This window comes from Rhizobacter sp. LjRoot28, assembly GCF_964253025.1.
Lineage (GTDB): Bacteria > Pseudomonadota > Gammaproteobacteria > Burkholderiales > Burkholderiaceae_C > Rhizobacter.
The window spans coordinates 2,583,483-2,606,859 of the sequence record NZ_CAXUQC020000001.1 but is presented as its reverse complement, the minus strand read 5'-3'; the positions used below and the strand labels follow the sequence as shown (position 1 = coordinate 2,606,859).

20 protein-coding genes are annotated in these 23,377 nt (G+C 67.2%); 18 read left to right on the top strand and 2 right to left on the bottom strand.

From position 1 onward, the window contains the following. Window positions 1–2 precede the first annotated feature (2 nt). The 12 genes from nuoF to ACSQ2F_RS11815 are packed head-to-tail and all read left to right on the top strand — an operon-like array spanning window position 3 to window position 12,762. Entirely contained in the window at window positions 3–1,358 is a 1,356-nt protein-coding gene (gene nuoF / locus ACSQ2F_RS11870; RefSeq protein WP_436022990.1) for an NADH-quinone oxidoreductase subunit NuoF, read from the top strand. A gap of 25 nt (window positions 1,359–1,383) precedes the next feature. After that, window positions 1,384–3,696, top strand: a complete 2,313-nt coding sequence (gene nuoG / locus ACSQ2F_RS11865; RefSeq protein ID WP_436022988.1) for an NADH-quinone oxidoreductase subunit NuoG — start codon at window positions 1,384–1,386, stop codon at window positions 3,694–3,696. A 13-nt stretch (window positions 3,697–3,709) separates the two neighbouring features. Beyond that, on the top strand, window positions 3,710–4,774 hold the full coding sequence (nuoH, locus tag ACSQ2F_RS11860) for an NADH-quinone oxidoreductase subunit NuoH (protein WP_436022986.1): 1,065 nt from the start codon (window positions 3,710–3,712) through the stop codon (window positions 4,772–4,774). Between the two features lie 5 nt (window positions 4,775–4,779). Next, window positions 4,780–5,277 (top strand): NADH-quinone oxidoreductase subunit NuoI, encoded by a 498-nt coding sequence (gene nuoI, locus ACSQ2F_RS11855; RefSeq protein WP_436022984.1) that lies wholly within the window; start codon window positions 4,780–4,782, stop codon window positions 5,275–5,277. A gap of 54 nt (window positions 5,278–5,331) precedes the next feature. Then, window positions 5,332–5,979 carry an NADH-quinone oxidoreductase subunit J gene (locus ACSQ2F_RS11850; RefSeq protein ID WP_436022982.1) on the top strand — a complete coding sequence of 216 codons (648 nt, stop codon included), beginning with the start codon at window positions 5,332–5,334 and terminating at the stop codon, window positions 5,977–5,979. Beyond that, window positions 5,976–6,314 carry an NADH-quinone oxidoreductase subunit NuoK gene (gene nuoK / locus ACSQ2F_RS11845; protein ID WP_436022980.1) on the top strand — a complete coding sequence of 113 codons (339 nt, stop codon included), beginning with the start codon at window positions 5,976–5,978 and terminating at the stop codon, window positions 6,312–6,314. Before ACSQ2F_RS11850 ends, nuoK begins: the two co-directional genes overlap by 4 nt. 2 nt (window positions 6,315–6,316) lie before the next feature. After that, the gene (gene nuoL / locus ACSQ2F_RS11840; RefSeq protein ID WP_436022978.1) at window positions 6,317–8,341 is read left to right on the top strand and encodes an NADH-quinone oxidoreductase subunit L; all 2,025 of its coding nucleotides are present in this window, start codon (window positions 6,317–6,319) and stop codon (window positions 8,339–8,341) included. Between the two features lie 21 nt (window positions 8,342–8,362). After that, the gene (locus ACSQ2F_RS11835) at window positions 8,363–9,856 is read left to right on the top strand and encodes an NADH-quinone oxidoreductase subunit M (RefSeq protein WP_436022976.1); all 1,494 of its coding nucleotides are present in this window, start codon (window positions 8,363–8,365) and stop codon (window positions 9,854–9,856) included. A 21-nt stretch (window positions 9,857–9,877) separates the two neighbouring features. Next, window positions 9,878–11,356 (top strand): NADH-quinone oxidoreductase subunit NuoN, encoded by a 1,479-nt coding sequence (gene nuoN, locus ACSQ2F_RS11830; RefSeq protein WP_436022974.1) that lies wholly within the window; start codon window positions 9,878–9,880, stop codon window positions 11,354–11,356. 10 nt (window positions 11,357–11,366) lie between these two features. Then, window positions 11,367–11,672: a DUF2818 family protein gene (locus tag ACSQ2F_RS11825; RefSeq protein ID WP_436022972.1), complete on the top strand. Its 306-nt coding sequence runs from the start codon at window positions 11,367–11,369 to the stop codon at window positions 11,670–11,672. Window positions 11,673–11,681: 9 nt separating this feature from the next. Continuing rightward, window positions 11,682–12,281, top strand: coding sequence for an NUDIX domain-containing protein (locus tag ACSQ2F_RS11820; protein WP_436022970.1), 600 nt, complete (start codon window positions 11,682–11,684; stop codon window positions 12,279–12,281). A gap of 25 nt (window positions 12,282–12,306) precedes the next feature. Continuing rightward, the gene (locus tag ACSQ2F_RS11815; RefSeq protein WP_436022968.1) at window positions 12,307–12,762 is read left to right on the top strand and encodes a DUF1178 family protein; all 456 of its coding nucleotides are present in this window, start codon (window positions 12,307–12,309) and stop codon (window positions 12,760–12,762) included. A 21-nt stretch (window positions 12,763–12,783) separates the two neighbouring features. Here ACSQ2F_RS11815 and ACSQ2F_RS11810 read toward each other — a convergent pair whose 3' ends face one another. Both ACSQ2F_RS11810 and ACSQ2F_RS11805 read right to left on the bottom strand, forming a co-directional pair. Continuing rightward, a complete protein-coding gene (locus ACSQ2F_RS11810) occupies window positions 12,784–14,187 on the bottom strand; it encodes an FAD-binding oxidoreductase (protein WP_436022966.1) in 1,404 nt (467 codons plus the stop codon). Further along, a complete protein-coding gene (locus ACSQ2F_RS11805) occupies window positions 14,187–14,576 on the bottom strand; it encodes a DUF2069 domain-containing protein (RefSeq protein WP_436022964.1) in 390 nt (129 codons plus the stop codon). Before ACSQ2F_RS11805 ends, ACSQ2F_RS11810 begins: the two co-directional genes overlap by 1 nt. A 20-nt stretch (window positions 14,577–14,596) precedes the next feature. Between ACSQ2F_RS11805 and ACSQ2F_RS11800 the strand changes: the two genes are divergently transcribed. The 6 genes from ACSQ2F_RS11800 to dsbD all read left to right on the top strand — a co-directional run bounded on the left by ACSQ2F_RS11800 (window position 14,597) and on the right by dsbD (window position 23,328). After that, entirely contained in the window at window positions 14,597–15,835 is a 1,239-nt protein-coding gene (locus tag ACSQ2F_RS11800; RefSeq protein ID WP_436022962.1) for a YihY family inner membrane protein, read from the top strand. A 118-nt stretch (window positions 15,836–15,953) separates the two neighbouring features. Beyond that, window positions 15,954–16,421, top strand: a complete 468-nt coding sequence (locus ACSQ2F_RS11795) for a CBS domain-containing protein (protein ID WP_436022960.1) — start codon at window positions 15,954–15,956, stop codon at window positions 16,419–16,421. 123 nt (window positions 16,422–16,544) lie between these two features. Continuing rightward, window positions 16,545–17,654 carry a chorismate synthase gene (gene aroC / locus ACSQ2F_RS11790; RefSeq protein WP_436022958.1) on the top strand — a complete coding sequence of 370 codons (1,110 nt, stop codon included), beginning with the start codon at window positions 16,545–16,547 and terminating at the stop codon, window positions 17,652–17,654. A gap of 302 nt (window positions 17,655–17,956) precedes the next feature. Next, window positions 17,957–20,689 (top strand): S8 family serine peptidase, encoded by a 2,733-nt coding sequence (locus ACSQ2F_RS11785; protein ID WP_436022956.1) that lies wholly within the window; start codon window positions 17,957–17,959, stop codon window positions 20,687–20,689. After that, window positions 20,686–21,186, top strand: coding sequence for a protease complex subunit PrcB family protein (locus ACSQ2F_RS11780; RefSeq protein WP_436022954.1), 501 nt, complete (start codon window positions 20,686–20,688; stop codon window positions 21,184–21,186). The genes ACSQ2F_RS11785 and ACSQ2F_RS11780 overlap by 4 nt, the downstream gene beginning before the upstream one ends. 198 nt (window positions 21,187–21,384) lie before the next feature. Next, on the top strand, window positions 21,385–23,328 hold the full coding sequence (dsbD, locus tag ACSQ2F_RS11775) for a protein-disulfide reductase DsbD (protein ID WP_436022952.1): 1,944 nt from the start codon (window positions 21,385–21,387) through the stop codon (window positions 23,326–23,328). Window positions 23,329–23,377: the final 49 nt, after the last annotated feature.

The window sequence follows — 23,377 nt, the reverse complement described above, 5'->3', positions numbered from 1 at the left end:
CCATGCAACCCCAGCTCGATCTTTCCAAGTTCCAGGCCAAGGGCCAGGAGACCTGCTTCCACGACCGCCACATCGGTGCCCAGATCTATGCCGGCCTCGATGGCAAGAACTGGTCGCTCAAGGACTATGAGGCCCGTGGCGGCTACCAGGCGCTGCGTCGCATCCTGCAGGGCGCCGCCGGTGGCGAGCCGATGACGCAGGACCAGGTCATTGCCGAGGTCAAGGCCTCGGGCTTGCGGGGCCGTGGCGGCGCCGGCTTCCCGACCGGCCTCAAGTGGAGCTTCATGCCCCGCCAGTTCCCGGGCCAGAAGTACCTCGTCTGCAATTCCGACGAAGGCGAACCGGGCACGTGCAAGGACCGCGACATCCTGATGCACAACCCGCACATCGTCATCGAGGGCATGGCCATCGCCGCCTTCGCGATGGGCATCACGGTCGGCTACAACTACATCCACGGCGAGATCTTCGAGGTCTACGAGCGCTTCGAGGCGGCTCTCGAGGAAGCCCGCGCCGCCGGCTACCTCGGCGAGCGCATCCTCGGCTCCGCCTTCGACTTCCAGCTGCACGCAGCGCACGGCTTCGGCGCCTACATCTGTGGTGAAGAGACGGCGCTGCTCGAGTCGCTCGAGGGCAAGAAGGGCCAGCCCCGCTTCAAGCCGCCGTTCCCGGCCAGCTACGGTCTGTACGGCAAGCCGACCACCATCAACAACACCGAGACCTTCGCCGCGGTGCCGTGGATCATCCGCAACGGCGGCCAGGCCTACCTCGAGATCGGCAAGCCGAACAATGGCGGCACGAAGATCTTTTCGGTGGTGGGTGACGTCGAGCGCCCCGGCAACTTCGAGATCCCGATGGGCACGCCCTTCTCGAAGCTGCTCGAGCTCGCCGGTGGCGTGCGCAAGGGCCGCAAGCTCAAGGCCGTGATCCCGGGCGGTTCGTCCTCACCGGTGCTGCCTGCCAGCATCATGATGGACCTGACGATGGACTACGACTCGATCGCCAAGGCAGGTTCCATGCTGGGTTCGGGCGCCGTGATCGTCATGGACGACTCCCGCTGCATGGTGCAGAGCCTGTTGCGCCTGTCGTACTTCTACATGCACGAGAGCTGCGGCCAGTGCACGCCCTGCCGCGAAGGCACGGGCTGGATGTACCGCATGGTCAACCGCATTGCCCATGGCGAAGGCCGCATGGAAGACATCGAGCTGCTGAACTCCGTGGCCGACAACATCCAGGGCCGCACCATCTGTGCGCTCGGGGACGCAGCGGCCATGCCGGTGCGCGCCATGATCAAACACTTCCGCGACGAATTCGTGCACCTGATCGAGCACAAGACGTCCACGGTTCCCGCTTCTGTCTAGCGGCACCCGCAAGGCGACACACGACATGATCGAAATCGAACTCGACGGCAAGAAGGTTGAGGTGCAGGAGGGCAGCATGGTGATGCATGCTGCTGACAAGGCCGGCACCTACATTCCCCATTTCTGCTACCACAAGAAGCTCTCCATCGCGGCGAACTGCCGCATGTGCCTCGTCGACATCGAGAAGGCGCCCAAGCCGATGCCGGCCTGCGCCACGCCGGTCACGCAGGGCATGATCGTGCGCACCAAGAGCGAGAAGGCGCTGAAGGCCCAGCAGGGGGTGATGGAGTTCCTGCTCATCAACCACCCGCTCGACTGCCCCATCTGCGACCAGGGCGGCGAATGCCAGCTGCAGGACCTGGCCGTCGGCTACGGCGCCTCGACCTCCCGCTACAACGAGGAAAAGCGCGTCGTCTTCCACAAGGACGTCGGCCCGCTGATCTCGATGGAGGAGATGAGCCGCTGCATCCACTGCACGCGTTGCGTCCGTTTTGGCCAGGAAGTGGCCGGCAAGATGGAACTCGGCATGATCCATCGGGGCGAACACTCCGAGATCACCACGGTTGCCGGCGACACGGTCGACTCCGAGCTGTCGGGCAACATGATCGACCTGTGCCCGGTCGGTGCCCTCACCAGCAAGCCCTTCCGCTACAGCGCCCGCACCTGGGAGCTGTCGCGCCGCAAGAGCGTGAGCCCGCACGACAGCACCGGTGCCAACCTCATCGTCCAGGTGAAGGCCAACCGCGTCATGCGGGTGGTGCCCCTGGAGAACGAGGCCGTCAACGAATGCTGGCTCGCCGACCGCGACCGCTTCTCGTACGAATCGCTCAACAGCGACGATCGGCTCACGCAGCCGATGATCAAGCAGAACGGGGAGTGGCAGGCCACCGACTGGACCACCGCGCTCGAGTATGTCGCCCGCGCGCTGGATGGCGTGCGTCAGCAGCATGGCGTGCGTGCCATCGGCGCGCTCGGCTCGGCCCACAGCACCGTCGAGGAACTGCACCTGCTGAACAAGCTGGTGCGGGGCATCGGCAGCCCGAACGTGGACTACCGCCTGCGCCATGCCGACTTCACCGCCCCGGACGGCGTGCGCTGGCTGGGTACCTCGATCGCATCGCTGTCCGACCTGCAGCGTGTGCTCGTCGTGGGTTCCTTCCTGCGCAAGGACCATCCGCTGTTCGCGGCCCGCCTGCGCCATGCCGCCCGCAAGGGTGCCAAGGTGCACAGCCTGCATGCCGTCGCAGATGACTGGTACATGCCGATGGCCAGCAGCATCGCCGTTGCGCCGAGCGCGTGGGTGCAGACCCTCGCCGAGATCGCCGCCGCTGTTGCCGCCGAGAAGGGCGCAACGGCGCCCGTCAGCGCCAACGTCACCGATGCCGCCCGTGCGGTCGCTGCGTCGCTGCTGTCCGGCGAGCGCCGGGCCGTGCTGCTCGGCAATGCCGCCGCACAGCATCCGCAGGCAAGCGCGCTGCTGTCGCTTGCCAACTGGATCGGCGAGCAGACGGGCGCGTCGGTCGGCTACCTGACCGAAGCCGCCAACACCGTGGGCGCGCAGCTCGTGGGTGCGTTGCCAGGGGAGGGCGGCCTGAACGCCCAGCAGATGCTGTCGGGCGAACTCAAGGCCTGCATCCTGCTGAACGTCGAGCCCGCCTTCGACGCCGCCAATCCGGCGCTGGCCGTGCGCGCGCTGCAAGGCGCCGACTGCGTCATCGCGATGACGCCGTTCAAGAACGCGGCACTCGACGTGGCCGACGTGCTGCTGCCCGTGTCGCCGTTCTCCGAAACCTCCGGCACCTTCGTCAACGCCGAAGGCCGGGTGCAGAGCTTCCATGGCGTGGTCAAGCCGCTGGGCGAGACGCGCCCTGCGTGGAAGGTGCTGCGCGTGCTGGGCAACCTGCTGCAGCTCGACGGTTTCTCGCATGAGACGTCCGAGGAAGTGCGTGCGGAAGCCCTGGGCGACCTGTCCACCGTGCCGGCTCGTCTGAGCAACCGCTGCAGTGCGCCCATCAAGCCCGCGGCCTCCGGTTCCGGCCTCGAGCGCATCTCCGACGTGATGATCTACGGCGCCGATTCCCTCGTGCGTCGCGCCACGTCGCTGCAGCTCACCCGGGACGCGCGTCCTCCGGTGGCGAGCCTGTCGTCCGACCTCTGGGCTCAGCTGGGCCTGAACGGCACGGCCGCCGTCCGCGTCTCGCAGGGCGAGGCCATCGCCGTCATGACGGCACAGCTCGACCCGACGCTGGCAGCCAACGTGGTTCGCGTGCCGGCCGGCCATCCGGCCACCGCCGGCATGGGCCCGATGTTCGGCCCGATCACCGTCGAGAAAGCCTGAGGACGTCCTGACCATGCTCGACTCGATCACCACCTACGGTAGCGGCATGCTGGGCGGCGCCTGGCCTGTCGTGTGGACGCTCGTCAAGATCATCGCGGTGGTCGCACCGCTCATGATCTGCGTGGCCTACCTCACGCTGTGGGAGCGCAAGGCCATCGGCTGGACCCAGATCCGTCCGGGCCCGAACCGCGTGGGCCCGCTCGGCCTGCTCACCCCCATCGCCGACGCCGTCAAGCTGATCTTCAAGGAGATCATCATGCCGACGGCGGCCAACAAGAGCCTCTTCCTGCTCGGCCCCGTGATGACCATCATGCCGGCACTCGCCGCCTGGGCGGTGGTGCCGTTCGGCCCGGAGGTCGTGCTCGCGGACGTCAACGCCGGCCTGTTGCTCCTGCTGGCCATCACGTCGATGGAAGTCTACGGCGTCATCATCGCCGGCTGGGCTTCCAACTCGAAGTACGCCTTCCTCGGCGCGCTGCGGGCCTCGGCGCAGATGGTCAGCTACGAGATCGCCATGGGCTTCTGCATGGTCGTGGTGCTGATGGTGTCGGGCACCTTGAACATGTCCGAGATCGTGCTGCAGCAGGGCCGCGGCACCTTCGCCGAGATGGGCCTCACCATGCTCTCGTGGAACTGGCTGCCGCTGCTGCCCATCTTCGTGGTGTTCTTCATCTCGGGCCTGGCTGAAACCAACCGCCATCCCTTCGACGTCGTCGAGGGTGAATCGGAAATCGTGGCCGGTCACATGATCGAGTACTCGGGCATGGCCTTCGCCATGTTCTTCCTGGCCGAGTACGCCAACATGATCCTGGTGTCGATCATCACCGCGACGCTCTTCCTCGGCGGGTGGCTGCCGCCTTTCGACGTGGCGCCGTTCAACATGATTCCGGGCTGGATCTGGCTCGGCATCAAGACGTTCGTCGTCGTGACCGTCTTCCTCTGGGTGCGCGCTTCGTTCCCGCGCTTCCGCTATGACCAGATCATGCGGCTCGGCTGGAAGATCTTCATTCCGGTCACGCTGGTGTGGCTGCTGGTGGTGGGTCTCTGGATCCAGTCGCCGTACAACATCTGGAAGTGATACCCATGGCTGCAGTTGCCTCCATCAAGGACCTCTTTTCGAGTTTCCTGCTCATCGAGCTGTTCAAGGGCCTGGCCCTGACCGGCCGGCACTTCTTCTCGCGCAACATCACGATCCAGTTCCCGGAAGAGAAGACGCCGCTCAGCCCGCGTTTCCGCGGCCTGCACGCGCTGCGTCGCTACGAGAACGGCGAAGAGCGGTGCATCGCCTGCAAGCTGTGCGAAGCAGTGTGCCCGGCGCTGGCCATCACGATCGAGTCCGAGGTGCGTGACGACGGCAGCCGCCGCACCACGCGTTACGACATCGACCTGACCAAGTGCATCTTCTGCGGCTTCTGCGAGGAAAGCTGCCCGGTGGATTCCATCGTCGAAACCCACATCCTCGAGTACCACGGCGAGAAGCGCGGCGACCTGTACTTCACGAAGGACATGCTGCTGGCCGTCGGTGACCGCTACGAGGCCGAGATCGCCGCCAACAAGGAGGCTGACGCCCGCTACCGCTGACCCTCACCGGTCGGCGGCTCGGCGACCCTGCGGTCGCCCGGCGCCATCGAACCCATGGACATGACCACCGCGCTCTTCTACATCTTCTCCGCCATCCTGCTGGCGGCATCCTTCCGGGTCATCACGGCCCGCAGCCCCGTTCATGCGGCGCTGTTCCTCGTGCTCGCGTTCGTGTCCGCCGCCTGCGTGTGGATGCTGCTGCGTGCCGAGTTCCTCGCCATCTCGCTCGTGCTCGTCTACGTGGGGGCGGTCATGGTGCTGTTCCTCTTTGTCGTGATGATGCTCGACATCAATGTCGACGGCATGCGTGAGGGCTTCTGGAAGCACTTTCCGGTGGCCGCGCTCGTCGGCGTGGTCATCGTGCTCGAGATGGCGGCCGTGCTGCTGGGTGGCTTCCGTCTGAGCGACGCGCCGGCGCCCGAAGCCCGCGACGTGGCCCTCGGCAACACCAAGCTGCTCGGCATCGAGATCTACTCCCAGTACCTGTACCCGCTGCAGCTCGCTGCGGTGCTGCTGCTGATTGCCATCATCGCCGCCATCGCGCTGACGCTTCGCCCCCGCCGCGACACCAAGTCGATGAACCCCTCCCTGCAGGTGCGCGTCAAGGCGCGCGACCGCCTGCGTATGGTCAAGATGGACGCCGTGGTCGAGGCGCCTGCCGTGCCCGATGCCGCCCAGCCGCCCGCCGGAGAAACCAAATGACCAGCCTGGCCTTGGGCCCGATCACCCTCGGGCATTTCCTGTCGGTTGGCGCGATCCTGTTCGCGCTGTCGGTGATCGGCATCTTCCTCAACCGCAAGAACCTGATCGTGCTGCTCATGGCGATCGAGCTCATGCTGCTCGCCGTGAACCTCAACTTCGTGGCCTTCTCGCACTACCTGCCTGCGGTGGCCGACCGCATGGCCGGACAGGTGTTCGTCTTCTTCATCCTCACCGTGGCGGCCGCCGAATCCGCAATCGGTCTGGCCATCCTGGTGGTGCTCTTCCGCAACCGGGCCAGCATCAGTGTCGAAGAACTTGACGAGTTGAAGGGCTGAACATGTCTGCACAACTCAACCAGAACCTGTTGCTCGCGGTGCCGCTGGCACCGCTCGCCGGTGCGGTCATCGCCGGCTTCTTCGGCAAGCTCGTGGGCCGTCGCGGCTCGCACATCGCCACCATCCTGGGCGTGGCCATTGCCTTCGTGCTGTCCGCGATGACGCTCAACGATGTCATCAACGGCGCCCGCTTCAACGCCACCATCTACGAGTGGATGGTGCTCGGCGGCCTGAAGATGGAAGTCGGCTTCATGGTCGACGGCCTCACCGCCATGATGATGTGCGTGGTGACCTTCGTGTCGCTGATGGTGCACATCTACACCATCGGCTACATGGAGGAAGACGCCGGCTACCAGCGCTTCTTCTCGTACATCTCGCTGTTCACCTTCTCGATGCTCATGCTGGTCATGAGCAACAACCTGCTGCAGCTCTTCTTCGGCTGGGAAGCGGTGGGCCTGGTGTCGTACCTGCTGATCGGTTTCTGGTACACGAAGCCCTCGGCCATCTTCGCCAACATGAAGGCCTTCCTGGTGAACCGGGTGGGCGACTTCGGCTTCATCCTGGGCATCGGCCTGATCGTCGCCTACGCGGGCACGCTCAGCTACACCGAGGTCTTCGCCAAGGCGGACGAGCTGTCCAAGCTGGGCTTCCCCGGCACCGACTGGATGCTCATCACGGTGATCTGCATCTGCCTGTTCATCGGCGCGATGGGCAAGAGCGCGCAGTTCCCGCTGCACGTCTGGCTGCCGGACTCCATGGAAGGCCCGACCCCGATCTCCGCGCTGATCCACGCCGCCACCATGGTGACGGCCGGCATCTTCATGGTGGCGCGCATGTCGCCCCTGTTCGAGCTGTCGGACACCGCGCTCAACTTCATCCTCGTGATCGGCTCCATCACGGCGCTCTTCATGGGCTTCCTCGGCATCATCCAGAACGACATCAAGCGCGTGGTCGCCTACTCGACGCTGTCGCAGCTCGGGTACATGACGGTGGCGCTCGGTGCCTCGGCCTACTCGGTGGCGGTGTTCCACCTGATGACCCATGCCTTCTTCAAGGCCCTGCTGTTCCTCGCGGCGGGCTCGGTGATCATCGGCATGCACCATGACCAGGACATCCGCAACATGGGCGGCCTGCGCAAGTACATGAAGATCACCTGGATCACGTCGCTCCTGGGTTCGCTCGCGCTCATCGGCACGCCGTTCTTCTCGGGCTTCTACTCGAAGGACAGCATCATCGAGGCGGTGCACCTGAGCACGCTGCCAGCCGCCGGCTTCGCCAACTTCGCCGTGCTGGCCGGGGTGTTCGTGACGGCCTTCTACTCGTTCCGGATGTACTTCCTCGTCTTCCACGGCAAGGAGCACTTCCACCACAAGCCGTTCCCGGGCGAGCACGACCACCACGACGACCACGGTCATGGCCATGCGCACACGCCGCATGAATCCAAGTGGGTGGTGACGCTGCCGCTTGTGTTGTTGGCGATTCCTTCGGTGCTCATCGGCGGCCTGACGATCAAGCAAATGCTCTACGGCGACTTCTTCCGGGATGCCATCTTCATCAACAGCGATCTGCACCCGGCAATGAAGGAGCTCGGGGCGTCATTCCACGGTGCCGTCGCGATGGCGACCCACGGCGTCCAGACCGCCCCGTTCTGGCTGGCCCTGGCCGGTGTGGTCCTCGCCTACGTCTTCTACATGGTCAAGCCCGAGATCCCGGCCGCCATCAAGGCCCGCACCGGTTTCATCAACCGCATCCTCGAGAACAAGTACTACTTCGACTGGTTCAATGAGAACGTGCTGTCCGCTGGTGCACGCCTGCTGGGGCGCGGCCTCTGGAAGGGCGGCGATGCGGCCCTGATCGACGGCGCGGTGATCAACGGCTCGGCACGCCTCGTGGGCGGCCTGGCCTCGGTGGTTCGCCTGGTCCAGACCGGCCACCTCTACTGGTATGCGCTCGTCATGATCCTCGGCGTCGTCGGCCTCATGACCTGGCAGTTGTGGCCCTACCTCAGCAACCCGCTGGGCCAGTAAGCGGTCACGGAGAACAAGAACATGGGTTTGTTGAGTCTCGCCATCTGGCTGCCGGTGTTCGCCGGCGTGCTGCTCCTGGCCTTCGGCCGTGACCGCTATGCGGGCGCGGTGCGCTGGTTCGCGCTGGCTGCGGCCATCGTCAGTTTCCTCGTCACCTTGCCGCTCATCACCGGCTTCGACACCACCACGGCGGCCATGCAGTTCGTCGAGAACTCGGCCAACCCCGAGCGTGAGTTCTGGATCGAGCGCTTCAAGGCGCACTACCACCTGGGCATCGACGGCATCTCGGTGTGGTTCGTGCTGCTGACGGCCTTCATCACCATCATCGTGGTGATTGCCGGCTGGGAGGTCATCACCGACCGCGTGAACCAGTACATGGGCGCCTTCCTGGTGCTGTCGGGCCTGATGATCGGCGTCTTCTCGGCGATGGACGGCCTGCTGTTCTACGTGTTCTTCGAGGCCACGCTGATCCCGATGTACATCATCATCGGCATCTGGGGCGGCCCGCGCCGGGTCTACGCGGCCTTCAAGTTCTTCCTGTACACGCTGGCGGGCTCGCTGCTGATGCTCGTGGCGCTGATCTACCTGTACTACAAGTCGGGCAGCAGCTTCGACATCCAGACCTGGCACGACCTCCCGCTGTCGTTGCCGGCGCAGACGCTGCTCTTCTTCGCCTTCTTCGCGGCCTTCGCGGTCAAGGTGCCGATGTGGCCGGTGCACACCTGGCTGCCCGATGCCCACGTCGAGGCGCCCACGGGCGGCTCGGTCGTGCTGGCGGCCATCATGCTGAAGCTCGGCGGCTACGGCTTCCTGCGCTTCTCGCTGCCCATCGCCCCGGACGCGAGCCATGAGTACGCCTGGTTCATCATCGCGCTGTCGCTGATCGCCGTGATCTACATCGGTCTCGTGGCCCTGGTCCAGCAGGACATGAAGAAGCTGGTGGCGTACTCATCCATCGCCCACATGGGCTTCGTGACCCTCGGTTTCTTCGTCTTCAACGAACTGGGCGTATCGGGTGCCCTGGTGCAGATGGTGTCGCACGGCTTCGTGTCCGGCGCCATGTTCCTGTGCATCGGCGTGCTGTACGACCGCGTCCACTCGCGCGAGATCGCAAGCTACGGCGGCGTGGTCAACACCATGCCCAAGTTCACCGCCTTCGCCGTGTTCTTCGGCATGGCCAACTGCGGCCTGCCCGCCACCGCCGGTTTCGTGGGCGAGTGGATGGTGATCCTCGGCACGGTGAAGATGAACTTCTGGCTCGGCGCGCTCGCCGCCACGGCCCTCATCTTCGGTGCGGCCTACACCCTGTGGATGATCAAGCGGGTGTACTTCGGGCCGGTCGCCAACGATGACGTCCGCGCCTTGTCGGACATCAATGCCCGCGAGTTCCTGATGCTCGCCGTGCTGGCGGTGGCCGTGCTGTGGATGGGCGTGTACCCCAAGCCCTTCACGGACGTGATGCACACCAGCGTCACCGAGCTGCTCCGCCACGTGGCCGTCTCGAAGTTGAACTGATCAGGCCTCGGGAACGAAACAATGAACGACATGAACTGGTTGGCGATCTACCCCGAGCTCGTGCTGCTGTCCATGGCCCTCGTGGTGTCCATGGTCGACCTGTGGGTGAAGAGCCCGCGCCGCACGACGACCTATGCCCTGACGCAGTTGACCCTGGCCGTGGTGGCCGGGATGCACTTCGCATACCTCGACATGGATGCCATCTACGCCATGCAGGGCATGGTGGTGAGCGACTCCCTCGGGCACCTGCTGGCCTTCTTCGCCGCCCTGTGCACGATGGTGTCGCTGGTCTATGCACGCCCCTATGCCGGTGAGCGTGACATGCTCAAGGGCGAGCTGTTCACCCTGAGCCTGTTCTCGATGCTGGGCATCAGCGTGATGGTCTCGGCGAACAACTTCCTGGTGATGTACCTCGGCCTCGAGCTGATGTCGCTGTCCCTGTACGCCCTGATCGCGCTCCGTCGCGACCATGCGCCTGCCACCGAAGCGGCCATGAAGTACTTCGTCCTGGGCGCGCTCGCGAGCGGTTTCCTGCTGTACGGCCTGTCGATGATGTATGGCGCTACCGGATCCCTCGAGATTCCGCGCGTGTTCGACGCCATCGTCACCGGCCAGATCAACCCTGCCGTGCTCGCGCTCGGCCTGGTGTTCGTCGTGTCGGGCGTGGCCTTCAAGCTGGGTGCGGTGCCGTTCCACATGTGGGTGCCCGACGTGTACCACGGTGCCCCCACGGCCGTGACCCTGCTGGTCGCCGGCGCGCCGAAGCTGGCCGCCTTCGCGATGATGTTCCGGCTGCTGGTCGAAGGCCTGCTCGGCCTGGCCGCGGACTGGCAGCAGATGATCATCCTGCTGTCGGTGGGCTCGATGCTCATCGGCAACCTGGTGGCAATCGCCCAGACCAACCTGAAGCGAATGCTGGCGTACTCGACGATCAGCAACATCGGCTTCGTGCTGCTCGGCTTCGCGCCCACGGTCATTGCGAATAACACCTTGTCGGCGGCCAACGGCTATGGCTCGGCGGTGTTCTACATCGTCACCTATGTGTTCACGACGCTCGGCACCTTCGGGTTGATCCTGCTGTTGTCGCGTCGCGGGTTCGAGGCGGAACAGATCGACGACTTCAAGGGCCTCGCCAAGCGCAGCCCGCTCTTCGCCGGCGTGATGGCGATCTTCATGTTCTCGCTGGCGGGCATTCCGCCGACGGTGGGCTTCTACGCCAAGCTGTCGGTGCTGCAGGCCATCATCACGACGAACGTGACGGGCTACATCGTGCTGGCCGTGGTGGCAGTGCTGCTGTCGCTCGTGGGCGCGTATTACTACCTGCGCCTCGTCAAGGTGATGTACTTCGACGAGCCGACCGACGCATCGCCCATCGTGGCGCCGGTGGACGTGAAGGCCGTGCTGGCCCTGAACGGGTTTGCCGCGCTGCTGTTCGGCATCCTGCCGAGCGGCCTGATGGCCTTGTGCGCGGGCGCCATCGTCAACGCGCTGAAGAGCTGAGTTCCCTCGGATGAACGCGTCCGCGGACATCGCCCTGGTGCTCGCCGTCGCCGTGGTGATGGCGAACCTGCCGTTCGTCAATGAACGCATCGCGGTGGTGGGCCCGCGGGCCACGGGGCGCAAGCACTGGTTGGTTCGGCTGCTGGAGCTTTTCGTGGGTTGCGGGCTGACCCTGGGCCTGGGCATGGCGCTCGAATCCCGCTTGGGCCAGTTGCATGCGCAGGGCTGGGAGTTCTACGCCGCGATGGCTTTCCTTTTTCTGACCCTGGCCTTTCCCGGCTTCGTGTGGCGCTACCTCACGCGCCAGCGCGGGTGAACCGCGCCCATGTCGAGCGACGCCGCCTCCTTGCCCGTTGATCACCATCTCGCCGAGCACCTCGTTCGGTCCGAGACGGTTTACCAGGGCAGCTTCCTCGAGATCCGTCGCGACCAGGTCCGGCTGCCGGACGGCCGGCCTGCCACTCGCGAGTGGCTGGTGCACCCGGGCGCGGTGATGATCGTGCCGCTGCTGGACGATGGGCGGGTCGTCATCGAGCGGCAGTTCCGCTATCCCCTGGGTCGGGTGATGATCGAGTTTCCGGCAGGCAAGCTCGACCCGGGCGAGGCGCCTGCCGCCTGCGCCGCACGGGAGCTCGCCGAGGAAACCGGTTACCGGGCGGCCGAGTGGGCGCGTGCCGGCATCCTGCACAACGCCATTGCCTATTCCAACGAGGGCATCGAAGTCTGGTTCGCCCGCGGGCTCACGCTGGGCGACAAGCATCTCGACGACGGCGAATTCCTCGACGTGCAGTCCGCAAGCGTTGAGGAGCTGCTCGACGGGTCGGCGTCCGGGGCGCTCACCGATGCCAAGACCCTCATCGGGTTGATGTGGCTGCAAAATTGGCAGTCGGGCCGGTGGACTTTACAGTGGCAGCCTGCAAGCTGAGCCCGCATGTGCCGATAATGCCGGCATGAAAGTCCTGAACCTGCGCTGCGCTCTGGATCACACCTTCGAAGGGTGGTTCGCATCAGAGGCCGATTTCCAGTCCCAGCTGGAACGCGGGTTGGTCGCGTGCCCGCTGTGCGGCGACGGTCAGGTGTCGAAGATGCCCAGCGCACCGCGCATCAGCATCTCCCGCACGCGCGAACACGCCGAGCCGTCCGGGCACGACGGCGTGACGCCCGTTTCTCCCGAGGCCCTCACCATGCAGTCGCTGTGGATGCGCGCCGTGCAGCATGTGCTCGCGCACACCGACGATGTCGGGGAGCGATTCCCGGAGGAAGCGCGCCGCATTCACTACGGCGAGGCCGAGGAGCGCGCGATCCGCGGCCGGGCCACCCCCGAGGACCGTCAGGCGCTGCAGGAGGAGGGCATCGATGTGCTCTCCATCCCGCTGCCCGAGACCCCGAGCGGCCCGCTCCAGTAAAGGGCGGCGCTCAGCCTGCGTTCAGAGCAGGCGGCCCGGGTTCATCAGCCCGTGAGGGTCGAGCGCCTGCTTGACCGCCCGCATCAGGCCGAGCGCCACGGGCGACTTGCGGCGCACCAGTTCCTCGCGTTTGAGCATGCCGATGCCGTGCTCGGCCGAGATGGAGCCGTCGTGCGCGGTCACCGCGTCGTACACCACCGCATTCACGCCGGCTTCGTGCTCGCGCAGGAAATCAGCCGCCGAGCCGCCGGCCGGGGCCTGCACGTTGTAGTGCAGGTTGCCGTCGCCCAGGTGCCCGAAGTTCACCAGCCGCAGGCCCGGCCAGCGGGCGGTGAGGGCCGCGTCGGTGCGTTCGACGAACTCGGGAATGCGGGAGATGGGCAGCGAGATGTCGTGCTTCACGTTGAGGCCTTCCTCGGCCTGGGCCAGGGGAATCGACTCGCGCAGGTGCCACATCGCATGGGATTGGTCGATGGTCTCGGCCACGGCGGCATCGGTGATGGTGCCCGACTCCAGCGCCGCCTCCAGCAGGCCTTCGAACAGGCTGCGCGCGTGGGCCTCGCCTTCGGCATCGGACTGTTCGAGCAGCACCGTCCATTCCGAGGGGGGCAAGGGCTGCCGCAGGTGCGGGAAGTGCTGCCGAACGAGCTGCAGGGAAAAACCGTTCATCACCTCGAAGCCGGTGAGACCGGAGCCCAGGCGCGACTGGGCCGCCTGGAGCAGGGCGACCGCCGCTTCCATCGACGGCACCGTGGCCAGGGCCGTCATCACCGCGGCCGGGCGCGGGTACAGCTTCAGGGTGGCGGCCGTGATGATGCCCAGCGTGCCTTCGCTGCCGATGAAGAGGTCGCGCAAGTCGTAGCCGGTGTTGTCCTTGCGCAGGCCCGCCAGGCCGTTCCACACGTCGCCGGCCGAGGTCACCACCTCCAGGCCCAGGCACAGGTCGCGGGCGTTGCCGTACCGCACCACCTGCGTGCCGCCGGCGTTGCAGGCAAGGTTGCCGCCAATGGTGCAGCTGCCCTCGGCCGCGAGGCTGAGCGGGAACATCAGGCCGGCGGCATCAGCGGTCTCCTGCACGGTCTGCAGGATGCAGCCGGCGTCGACGGTCATCGTCAGGTTCGCTGCGTCGACCTCACGGACGCGGTTCAGCCGCGTGAGGCTGAGCAGCACCTGGGTACCCGAGGCGTCCGGCACCGAGCCGCCGACCAGTCCCGTGTTGCCGCCCTGGGTCACCAGCGGCACGCCGTGCGCGGCGCAGGCCTTGACGACGGCCGCCACCTGCTCGGTGGAGCCCGGGCGCACCACGGCCAGCGCCCGGCCGCGATAGCGCTTGCGCCAGTCGACTTCCCAGGCGCTGAGGTCGCCCTCCGTCAGGACGTTGGCGGGGCCGACAGCGGCACGGAGAAGTTCGAGGACAGGGTTCATCAGAGGGCTTTCGAAGGGGCGGGCTCGACCCGGGGCGCATGCTTGAGCCGCCAGCGGACGTGCACGGCGCAGGCTGCGAAGAGCACGGTGCACAGCAGCACCTCGATGCCCGCCAGTGCGGCGCTCAGGCCGCGATCGCTGGCGGCGCGAACCACGCCTTCGGTGAAGTACAGCCAAACCATCAGGCTGAGCCAGCGGTAGGTGTACATGCGGTTCTTGAGCAGGCCCGCCAACGGGAAGGCGAGCGGCAGCACCTTGAGCGCGAGCCAGGAACCTCCCGGGCGGATGGGTGCCAGCCAGAGTTCCCAGGCGAGGCCCAGCACGATCAGGCCCAGCAGGCTCGCCACCGCACAGCGGCGGGTCCAGTCGACAACGGAGACAGAGTTCATCGCTGGATATGATGCCACCAATGAACCTTTCCCCCTCGTTCAAGGCCAGCTGGCGCACCCAGTTGGCCGAAGGACTCGCCGAACTCCAGCACTGGCCATGGCGCGCGACGCTGCTGACCTTGCGTCTGCGGTTTCGCGAAGACCGCCTCGGCGTCACCGCCAGCAGCCTCACCTTCACGACCCTCATCTCGCTCGTGCCGCTCGTGACGGTGATGCTCGCCCTGTTCACTGCCTTCCCGATCTTCGCCAAGTTCCAGGATTCGCTGCAGAAGTACTTTCTGCAGGCCCTCGTGCCGGACAACATCGCGCGTCCGGTGCTCAATGCGCTCACCCAGTTCGCGAGCAAGGCCAACCGGCTGGGCGCGTTCGGCCTCGTGCTGCTGGTCTTCACCGCGGTGACGCTGATGCTCACCATCGATCGCACCCTCAATGCCATCTGGCGCGTGCCCAAGCCACGCCCGATCGCGCAGCGGGTGCTGGTGTACTGGGCCTGCATGACACTCGGGCCCTTGCTGCTCGGGGTCAGCCTGTCGCTCACGTCCTATGCCATCTCGGCCTCCAAGGGCTTCGTCGGCGCCATGCCGGGCGGCGTGACCTTCCTCCTCAACGTGCTGGAGTTCCTCATGCTGGCCGGCGGCATGGCGGCGCTCTTTCGCTATGTGCCCAACACGCACGTCCGATGGCGGCATGCGCTGTCCGGCGGCGTCTTCGTGTCCGCGGGCTTTGAAGTCGCGAAGAAAGGGCTCGCGCTGTACCTCGGCAACGTGCCGAGCTTTGCCAACATCTACGGCGCCTTCGCCACCGTGCCCATCCTGCTGATCTGGATCTACCTGGGTTGGGTGATCGTGCTGCTGGGGGCGGTGGTGACCGCCTATGCGCCCAGCCTGCAGATGCGGGTGGTGCGCCGCCCGGAGGTGCCGGGTTTCCGCTTCGAGCTCGCGATTGCCATGCTGCGCGAATTCGCGCTGGCGCGCCGCGCGCCCCACCACGGGCTCAGCGCCGCACAGTTGTCCGAGACCTTGCGCACCGACCCGCTGCAGATTGAACCGCTGCTCGACAGCCTGGTCGAGATCGATTGGCTCGGCCGCCTGGACGAGGAGGGCGGTGCGCGCTACGTGCTGCTCTGCGACCCTTCCGCCACGTCGGCCGAAGCCCTGTTGCGACGCGTGCTGGTGGAGCGCACGGCCGGCGTCGCGCCCTTCTGGCAGCAGGCCCGCCTCGACGACATCAAGCTCCAGGACCTGATCGGGGTGCCGTGAAGACGTCGGAGACCTGGGGAATCCCCTTCCGCCGGATCACGCCGGGAACGGCCGCGAGGGGTGTTGCGGATCCGGGTTTCGGGCTATATTGATTCGAAATCGCCTGGAAGGAGCTCCCATGAAAGTCGCCGATATCCTGCGTGTCAAAGGGGGCACGCTGTTCACCGTCTCGCCTGATCAGTCCCTGCACGATGCACTGGAGACGATGGCCGAGCGCGACATCGGCTCGCTGGTCGTGATGGACCATGGCGACCTGGTCGGCATGCTGACCTTCCGCGAGGTGATCCTGGCCATCGTCGGCAATGGCGGGTCGGTGGGCAACTCCACCGTGCGAGGCGTGATGGACGACCATCCGCTGACCTGCACCCCCGACACCGAGATCGACGAAGTGCGCCGCATGATGCTCGACCGCCATGCCCGCTACATGCCGGTGCTGACGCAACGCACGCTGATGGGCGTGATCTCCTTCTACGACGTCGCGCGCGCCGTGGTCGAAACGCAGGACTTCGAGAACCGCATGCTCAAGGCCTACATCCGGGACTGGCCGGCTGGCGAAGAGCAAACCGTTCCGCAGACCCAACTCTGAACGTCCGCTGTGCGCTCGGCGCGTGCAACCGCGTTGCGCGAGCCCGGGCCCTCGTGACTGCCGTGCCGCCGCAGGGCAGGGCGCGGCGTAAAATGCCAGCCCGTCCCCTCGGTCACCATCCCCATGTCCGGCAGCACCTTCGGTTCCCTGTTCTGCGTCACCAACTTCGGTGAATCCCACGGCCCTGCCATCGGGTGCGTGATCGACGGCTGCCCTCCGGGCATGGCGCTCTCCGAGGCCGACATCCAGCCCGAACTCGATCGGCGCCGGCCCGGCACCTCCCGCCACGTCACGCAGCGCAACGAGCCTGACGCGGTCGAGATCCTCTCCGGCGTGTACGAGGGCCGCACGACGGGCACGCCCATCTGCCTGCTGATCCGCAACACCGACCAGCGCAGCAAGGACTACGGGAACATCCTGCAGACCTTCCGCCCCGGGCATGCCGACTACACCTACTGGCACAAGTACGGCGTGCGCGATCCGCGCGGCGGCGGTCGCTCGTCTGCGCGCTTGACGGCGCCGATGGTCGCCGCCGGTGCGGTCGCCCGCAAATGGCTGCGTGAACAGCACGGCACCACCTTCGACGGCCACATGGTGCAGATCGGCGAGATCGAGATTCCCTTCGAGTCGATGACGCATGTGCCGGAGAACCCGTTCTTCGCCGCCAACCAGACGGACATCCCGCGCCTCGAAGCGTACATGGACGAGCTGCGCAAGGCCGGGGACAGCTGTGGCGCGCGCATTGCCGTCGCCGCCCGGCACGTGCCGGTGGGCCTCGGCGCGCCCCTGTTCGACAAGCTCGACGCCGACATCGCCTACGCCATGATGGGCATCAACGCGGTCAAGGGCGTGGAGATCGGGGCTGGCTTCGCGAGTGTCAGCCAGCGCGGCACGACCCACGGCGACGAACTCCACCCCACCGGCTTCGGCGGGAACAACGCCGGCGGCATCCTGGGCGGCATCTCGACCGGGCAGGACATCACCGTCGAGATCGCCATCAAGCCGACCAGCTCCATCCGCACGGCCCGCCCGTCGGTAGACCTGCACGGCACGCCCACCATGGTCGAGACCTTCGGCCGCCATGACCCGTGCGTCGGCATTCGCGCCACTCCCATCGCCGAGGCGATGCTCGCGCTCGTGCTGATGGACCACACCTTGCGCCATCGTGCGCAGTGCGGCGACGTGAAGGTGGACATGCCGCCGCTCGCGGCCGGACGCGGCTCGGTCGCCTGACTTGACGCACGGCTCCATCGAAGGCGCATCCTAAACCCGGCCGGCCGGCCGGCCGGCCGGGCCGCGCACCTGGCGGCCAGGCGGCTTGGCCGTGCCTCTTGACGACCGGCCGGCGAGGCCGTGCGGAACCTCGTGGCGCTGCGGCGCACCCGAACGCCTGCCACCGGCGGGGCTCACACCCGGTTGCAATCCCCCCATTCGGGCCCCCTATCCGTAGGGACTTCGTTGGTCGGTCATCGGGGCGCATCGGGCTACGATCGGGTTTTGCGCAGATCAGGGGGGCCGCAGAGCCCGAACGCTTCATGGTCAAGACAAGCATTTTCAACTCGCTGCTCGCCTCCGCTCTGGTGGTGCTCGCTGGGTGCGGCGGTGGTGGCGGTGGTGGTGGTCCGGTCGAACCACCGGCCGAGGGCTACACGCTCGGCGGCACGCTCACCGTGCCCGAAACCTCCGCGGTCGATTCCGACAGCAACGATCCGAATCAGGCGGGACGCAAGGCGAACGACAGCTTCGCCACCGCGCAACAGCTGATGTCGCCGGTCTATGTGCTGGGCTCGGTGAATCTGCCCGGCAAAGGCCCCGAGGGTCCCAACTTCTCGGTGGGCGACGAACTCGACGGATTCCAGGTCGATTTGAAGGCCGGTCAGGTGATCGAGCTCGAATTCAGCGCCGATCCGACCGTCAACGACGTCGACCTCTATGTCTTCGCAGAAGGCTCCAATGTCGATTCCCCGCCCATCGGCGTGTCCGATGGCCAGCGGAGCTACGAATGCTTGCGCATCGAGCGCCCGGGGCGTCACTACATCGCCGTCGTGGCCTACACCGGCGCGGCCCTCTACAACATGCGCATTGGCGCTCCAGGTGAGGGCGGCAATTGCAGCAACGTCGTCCAGACGGCCGGCGGGATGGTGGCGGGCGAAATCGTGGCCAAGCCGCGCTCGGCCGCGGGCGCCGATGCGCAAGCGGGTGATCAGGCTCGTGCCCGGGCTCTGCGCGCCGGCGGCCTGAGCGTGGCGGCCACGGCCGCCGGCGTTCCCGGTCTGCTGCGCCTGCCGGCCGATGACGCTGAACGCGCGCTCGCCCTCGATCGCCTGGCCAGCCTGTCGAACCCGTCAACCGGCGAACGCACCAAGCAACTGGCCTCCGGTGAAGGCTCGGCAAGCACTGCCGCGGCCCACGCCGCCAAGCGCGCAGCGCGCGGCCTGCCGCCTGCGTTCCAGCACGTCATCGACACCGTCACCTACGCCAAGCACCTGGCGCGCACCGGCCTCTACGACTACGCCGAGCCGAACTACCGCATGACCGCCTCGGCGCTCGTCGGCCCATACCCGCCCAACGATCGCCTGTACGCCAACCAGCGCTGGCACTACGAGATGATCGGCCTGCCGGCTGCCATGAACCGCCTCGTGCCACTGGCGGCCCAACTGACGCAGCGCCCGATCGTGGCCGTCATCGACAGTGGCATCGTGGCCGATCACCCCGACCTGCAGTCCCAGATCGTCGACGCGGCGAGCTTCACCGGCGGCAACGGCAGCTTCCTCGCCAACGCCGACGACCCCAGCCGCCCGGGCGACCCGACCGGCTTCCACGGCACGCACGTGGCCGGCACGGTGGCGGCGCTCACGTTCGATGGCAATGGCGTCGCGGGCGTCGCGCCCATGGCGCAGCTGCGCCCGATCCGCGTCTTCGCCCAGGGTGCCGACACGAGCAGCAGCAACGACATCGCGCAAGCCATCCTGTACGCCGCGCGACTGGCCAACGTGTCGGGCCGCCTGCCGCAACGCCGCGCCGACGTCATCAACCTCAGCCTCGGCGGAACGCGCAGCTGCCCGGCCGTGTATGCGGACGTCATCAATCAGGCTCGGGCGGCCGGCGTGATCGTCGTGGCCGCATCGGGCAATGAAACGGCCTCGGCCAACAACGCACCGGCCAACTGCCCTGGCGTGATCTCGGTCGGCGCCGTGGACGCCACCAAGAAGCGCGCGTTCTACTCGAACACCGATCCCGCCCTGAGCCTGGCCGCTCCCGGCGGCGACTCGCGTCAGTCGACCACCGGTACCGGTCTGCCCGACGAGGTGTTCAGCACGCTCGGCGACTTCAACGGCAGCACCCGGGTGCCGAGCTACGGCGGCATGATGGGCACCTCCATGGCCACGCCGCACGTGGCGGCCGTGATGGCGATGATGCGCTTCGCCAACCCGAACATCACCGTCGAACAGATCGATGCACTGCTCGCCGCCGGCCGCCTGACCGATGACCTCGGCGCCGGCGGGCGGGACAGCGCCTTCGGTTTTGGCCTGATCAACGCCGACAAGGCTGTCGCCGAGGCCCTCGCGACCTCGGGGACGGCGCCGGTGCCGATCGCTGGCACCATCGTGGCCCAACCCTCCTCCATCGACTTCGGCGCACTGCGCACCACGGCGGACCTGACGCTCGCCCTTCAAGGCGGAGCGTCCGGCGAAACGGTGGTGTCCGTGACCAGCAGCAGCCCCGCCGTCACCGTCACGCCCGTGGCGGTCGACGCGGCGAACCTCGGCACCTACACCGTGACGGTGTCGCGCGACAGCTTGCCGACGGGAAGCACCTTTGCCACGCTGCGGGTCACGACCAGCGCGCGCGCTTTCGACGTGCAGATCAGCATCCAGAAGCTCGCGCCGGGTGCGGTGCCGGCCGCGGACTTCGGCCGTGTCTACGTGCTCGTGATCGACCCCGCCACCGAGGAACCGGTGGGGCAGGTGGCCGCCAACGCGGTCAACGGCAAGTACAGCTGGAGCTTGCCCGGCATCAAGCTGTCGCGGGTGCAGATCGTGGCCGGCACGGACCTGGACAACGACAACCTGCTGTGCCAGCGCGGCGAGGCCTGCGGCGGCTACCCGCAGTTCGGGGCCGGTCTGTCCGTGCTCGAACTCACCGGCAACCGGACGGACATCGACTTCGAGCTCTCGCCCTATGGGGGCGTCAGTACGGCAGGCGCAGGGGCCACGTCGGAGCCGCCGCGCGTGTTCAGGCGCCTGGCGGCAGGTGCGGCACGATGACGCGCTGCCTGAGCCTGCTGGCAACACTCGGCGTGACGATCGGCATGGTGGCCTGCGCGGCGCCCGGAGAAGAGGCCACGCGCTGGCCCATTGCGTCCGCGCGCAGCCACGCACAGTGCCCTCTCGCTGGCGACCGTCCTGCGGCGTGGCTCGTCGAGTCGGCTGCGCAATGGTCTTCGCTGGCCCAGGGCACGGCCGAACGTGCGGCCGGTACCCCGGTCGACTGGTCCCGCGACCAGCTCATCGTGGTGTCGATCGGCATGAAGCCCACCTTGGGCCATCAGGTCGCCGCGAGCAGCGACAGCGTGTCACTGCAGGGACGCGACGCCCGGCTGGCCGTCAACGTCTCCGCGCCGGCACCCGATGCGATGACGGCTTCGGCGCTGTCCCACCCCTGCGTGGTGCTGCGGGTCGCGCGGCGCAACTGGCAGGACCTAACCGTGGTGGACCAGGCGGGTGCCACGCTCTGGCAGGGGACGCTGTCCGGCCGCCGGTGAACCCGGGCGCGGGTTCAGCCGCCGGCATGGCGTGCTGACCTGCGCGGCCAGCACGCGGCCGGGTCAGGCACGGCCGACCGTGCGCGTGTGATCCTGCCCAGCTGTTGCAGATCAAACGCCTTGTCACGGGGAACGTCCCGAAGTTTTTACAATCCCAGGGATGCGCGGCGCTGTGGCCGCGACGAAAGCAACGAGATCATGGGCTTGCGTTCCCTGTCGAACCGCCTGCTGGGCGCCTGCGTGGTGCTGCTGGCCACCTGCGCGCCCGCCGTCTGGAGTGCGGAGGAGAAGTACCTGCCGCCGGAGCAGGCCTTTCCGCTGGCAGTCCGGCTGCTCGACGCGCAACGCATCGAGCTGCGCTTCGACGTCGCGCCCGGCTACTACCTGTATCGCGACAAGATCACCGTTACGGCGCAGCCGTCCAGCGTGGCGCTGGGTGAGACCACCGTGCCGCGCGGCACGGTCAAGTACGACGCGACGTTCGAGAAGGATGTCGAGAGCCTGCGCGAGCGCGTGCCGGTGGTCGTCAGCGTGCCGTCGTCGACGCTGCAGCCCGGCGCGTTCCAGCTGCAGGTCGGCAGCCAGGGCTGCGCCGACAAGGGCCTGTGCTATCCGCCCATGCAGCGCACGGTCCAGGTCGAGGCCGGACCGGCGGGCCTGCTGGCCGTCAATCTGCCGAACGCCGTGCCGGCTGCCACGGCATCCAGCGGCGGAGGCCTGCTTGCTGCGCTGACCGGCGGTGGCGTCCGCAGCGCGTCCGAGATGCCATCGGCGACTGGCACCGGCGCGGGCACGAGCACGGGCGCATCCGGTGCTGCCGGAGACGAAGCCTTCGGTCGCGTGCTGGCTTCCCGCAACCTGCTGTCGGTGGGGGGCGTCTTCCTGCTCGCCGGGCTGCTGCTGTCGTTCACGCCTTGCGTGCTGCCGATGGTGCCCATCCTGTCGTCGATCATCGTGGGGCAGTCCGAGCGCGTTTCGCGCGCCCGGGGTTTCTCGCTCGCCTTGTCGTATTCGCTGGGGATGGCGATCGTGTACACCGCCTTCGGCGTCGCTGCCGCCTTGCTCGGCGAAGGCCTGGGCGCAGCGCTGCAGAACCCGTGGGTGCTGGGCGCCTTCGCCTTGCTGCTCGCGGCGCTCTCGCTCTCGATGTTCGGCGTCTATGAACTGCAGATGCCGCAGGCCCTTCAGCAGCGGTTCGCCGCCGCATCGAACCGCTTCAAGGGCGGACAGTTCATCGGCGTGTTCGTGATGGGCGGCCTCTCGGCCGTCATCGTCGGACCGTGTGTCGCCGCGCCGCTGGCCGGGGCCCTCGTCTACATCAGCCAGACGCGCGACACCGTGCTTGGCGGTGCCGCGCTGTTCTCCATGGCGGTGGGCATGAGTGTGCCGCTCCTGCTGGTCGGGCTTTCGGCCGGCACACTGCTGCCACGCACCGGCGCCTGGATGCGCCACGTCAAGCACTTCTTCGGCCTGCTGCTCCTTGGCGTGGCGCTGTGGATGGTGACCCCGGTGCTGCCGGTCTGGGTCGTCATGGTGGCCGCTGCGGTGCTGCTGCTCGCCGGTGGCGTCTACCTGGGGGCGTTCGAGCCGCTACAGGGGCACGGCCATGGCCATCCCGGGCGCACGCTGACCAAGGGGGTGGGCATCGGCCTCTCGCTGCTGGCTGCGATGCAGCTGGTGGGCGTGGCCTCTGGCGGTCGCAGCCTGTTGCAGCCGCTCGCCCACCTGGCGGCCGGACCGACCGGTTCAGCCGGCGCGGCAGGCCAGGCGGAACTGCGGTTCGCGCCCATCGCCACGCTGGCCGCGCTCGACGAAGCGGTGCGGACGTCCACGAAGCCGGTGATGGTCGACTTCTATGCCGACTGGTGCGTCTCCTGCAAGGAGTTCGAGACCTTCACCCTGACCGACCCCGCCGTGCGGGCAAAGCTCGCGGGCATGAATCTGCTTCGGGTCGACGTGACGGCCAACAGCGAGGCCGACAAGGAGCTGCTTCGCCGCCACCAGCTGTTCGGTCCCCCGGCCATGCTGTTCTTTCCGCCCGCCGGTGGGGAGATCCCCGGTTCCCGGGTGATCGGCTTCCAGTCGGCGCCGCGCTTCCTGGAACACCTCGCCCGCATCGAACCGCTGACGCGCACCCAGTGAACCCATCACCTTCGCCATCGCTTCGCTTCGACCGGCTCGATGCCCTGCG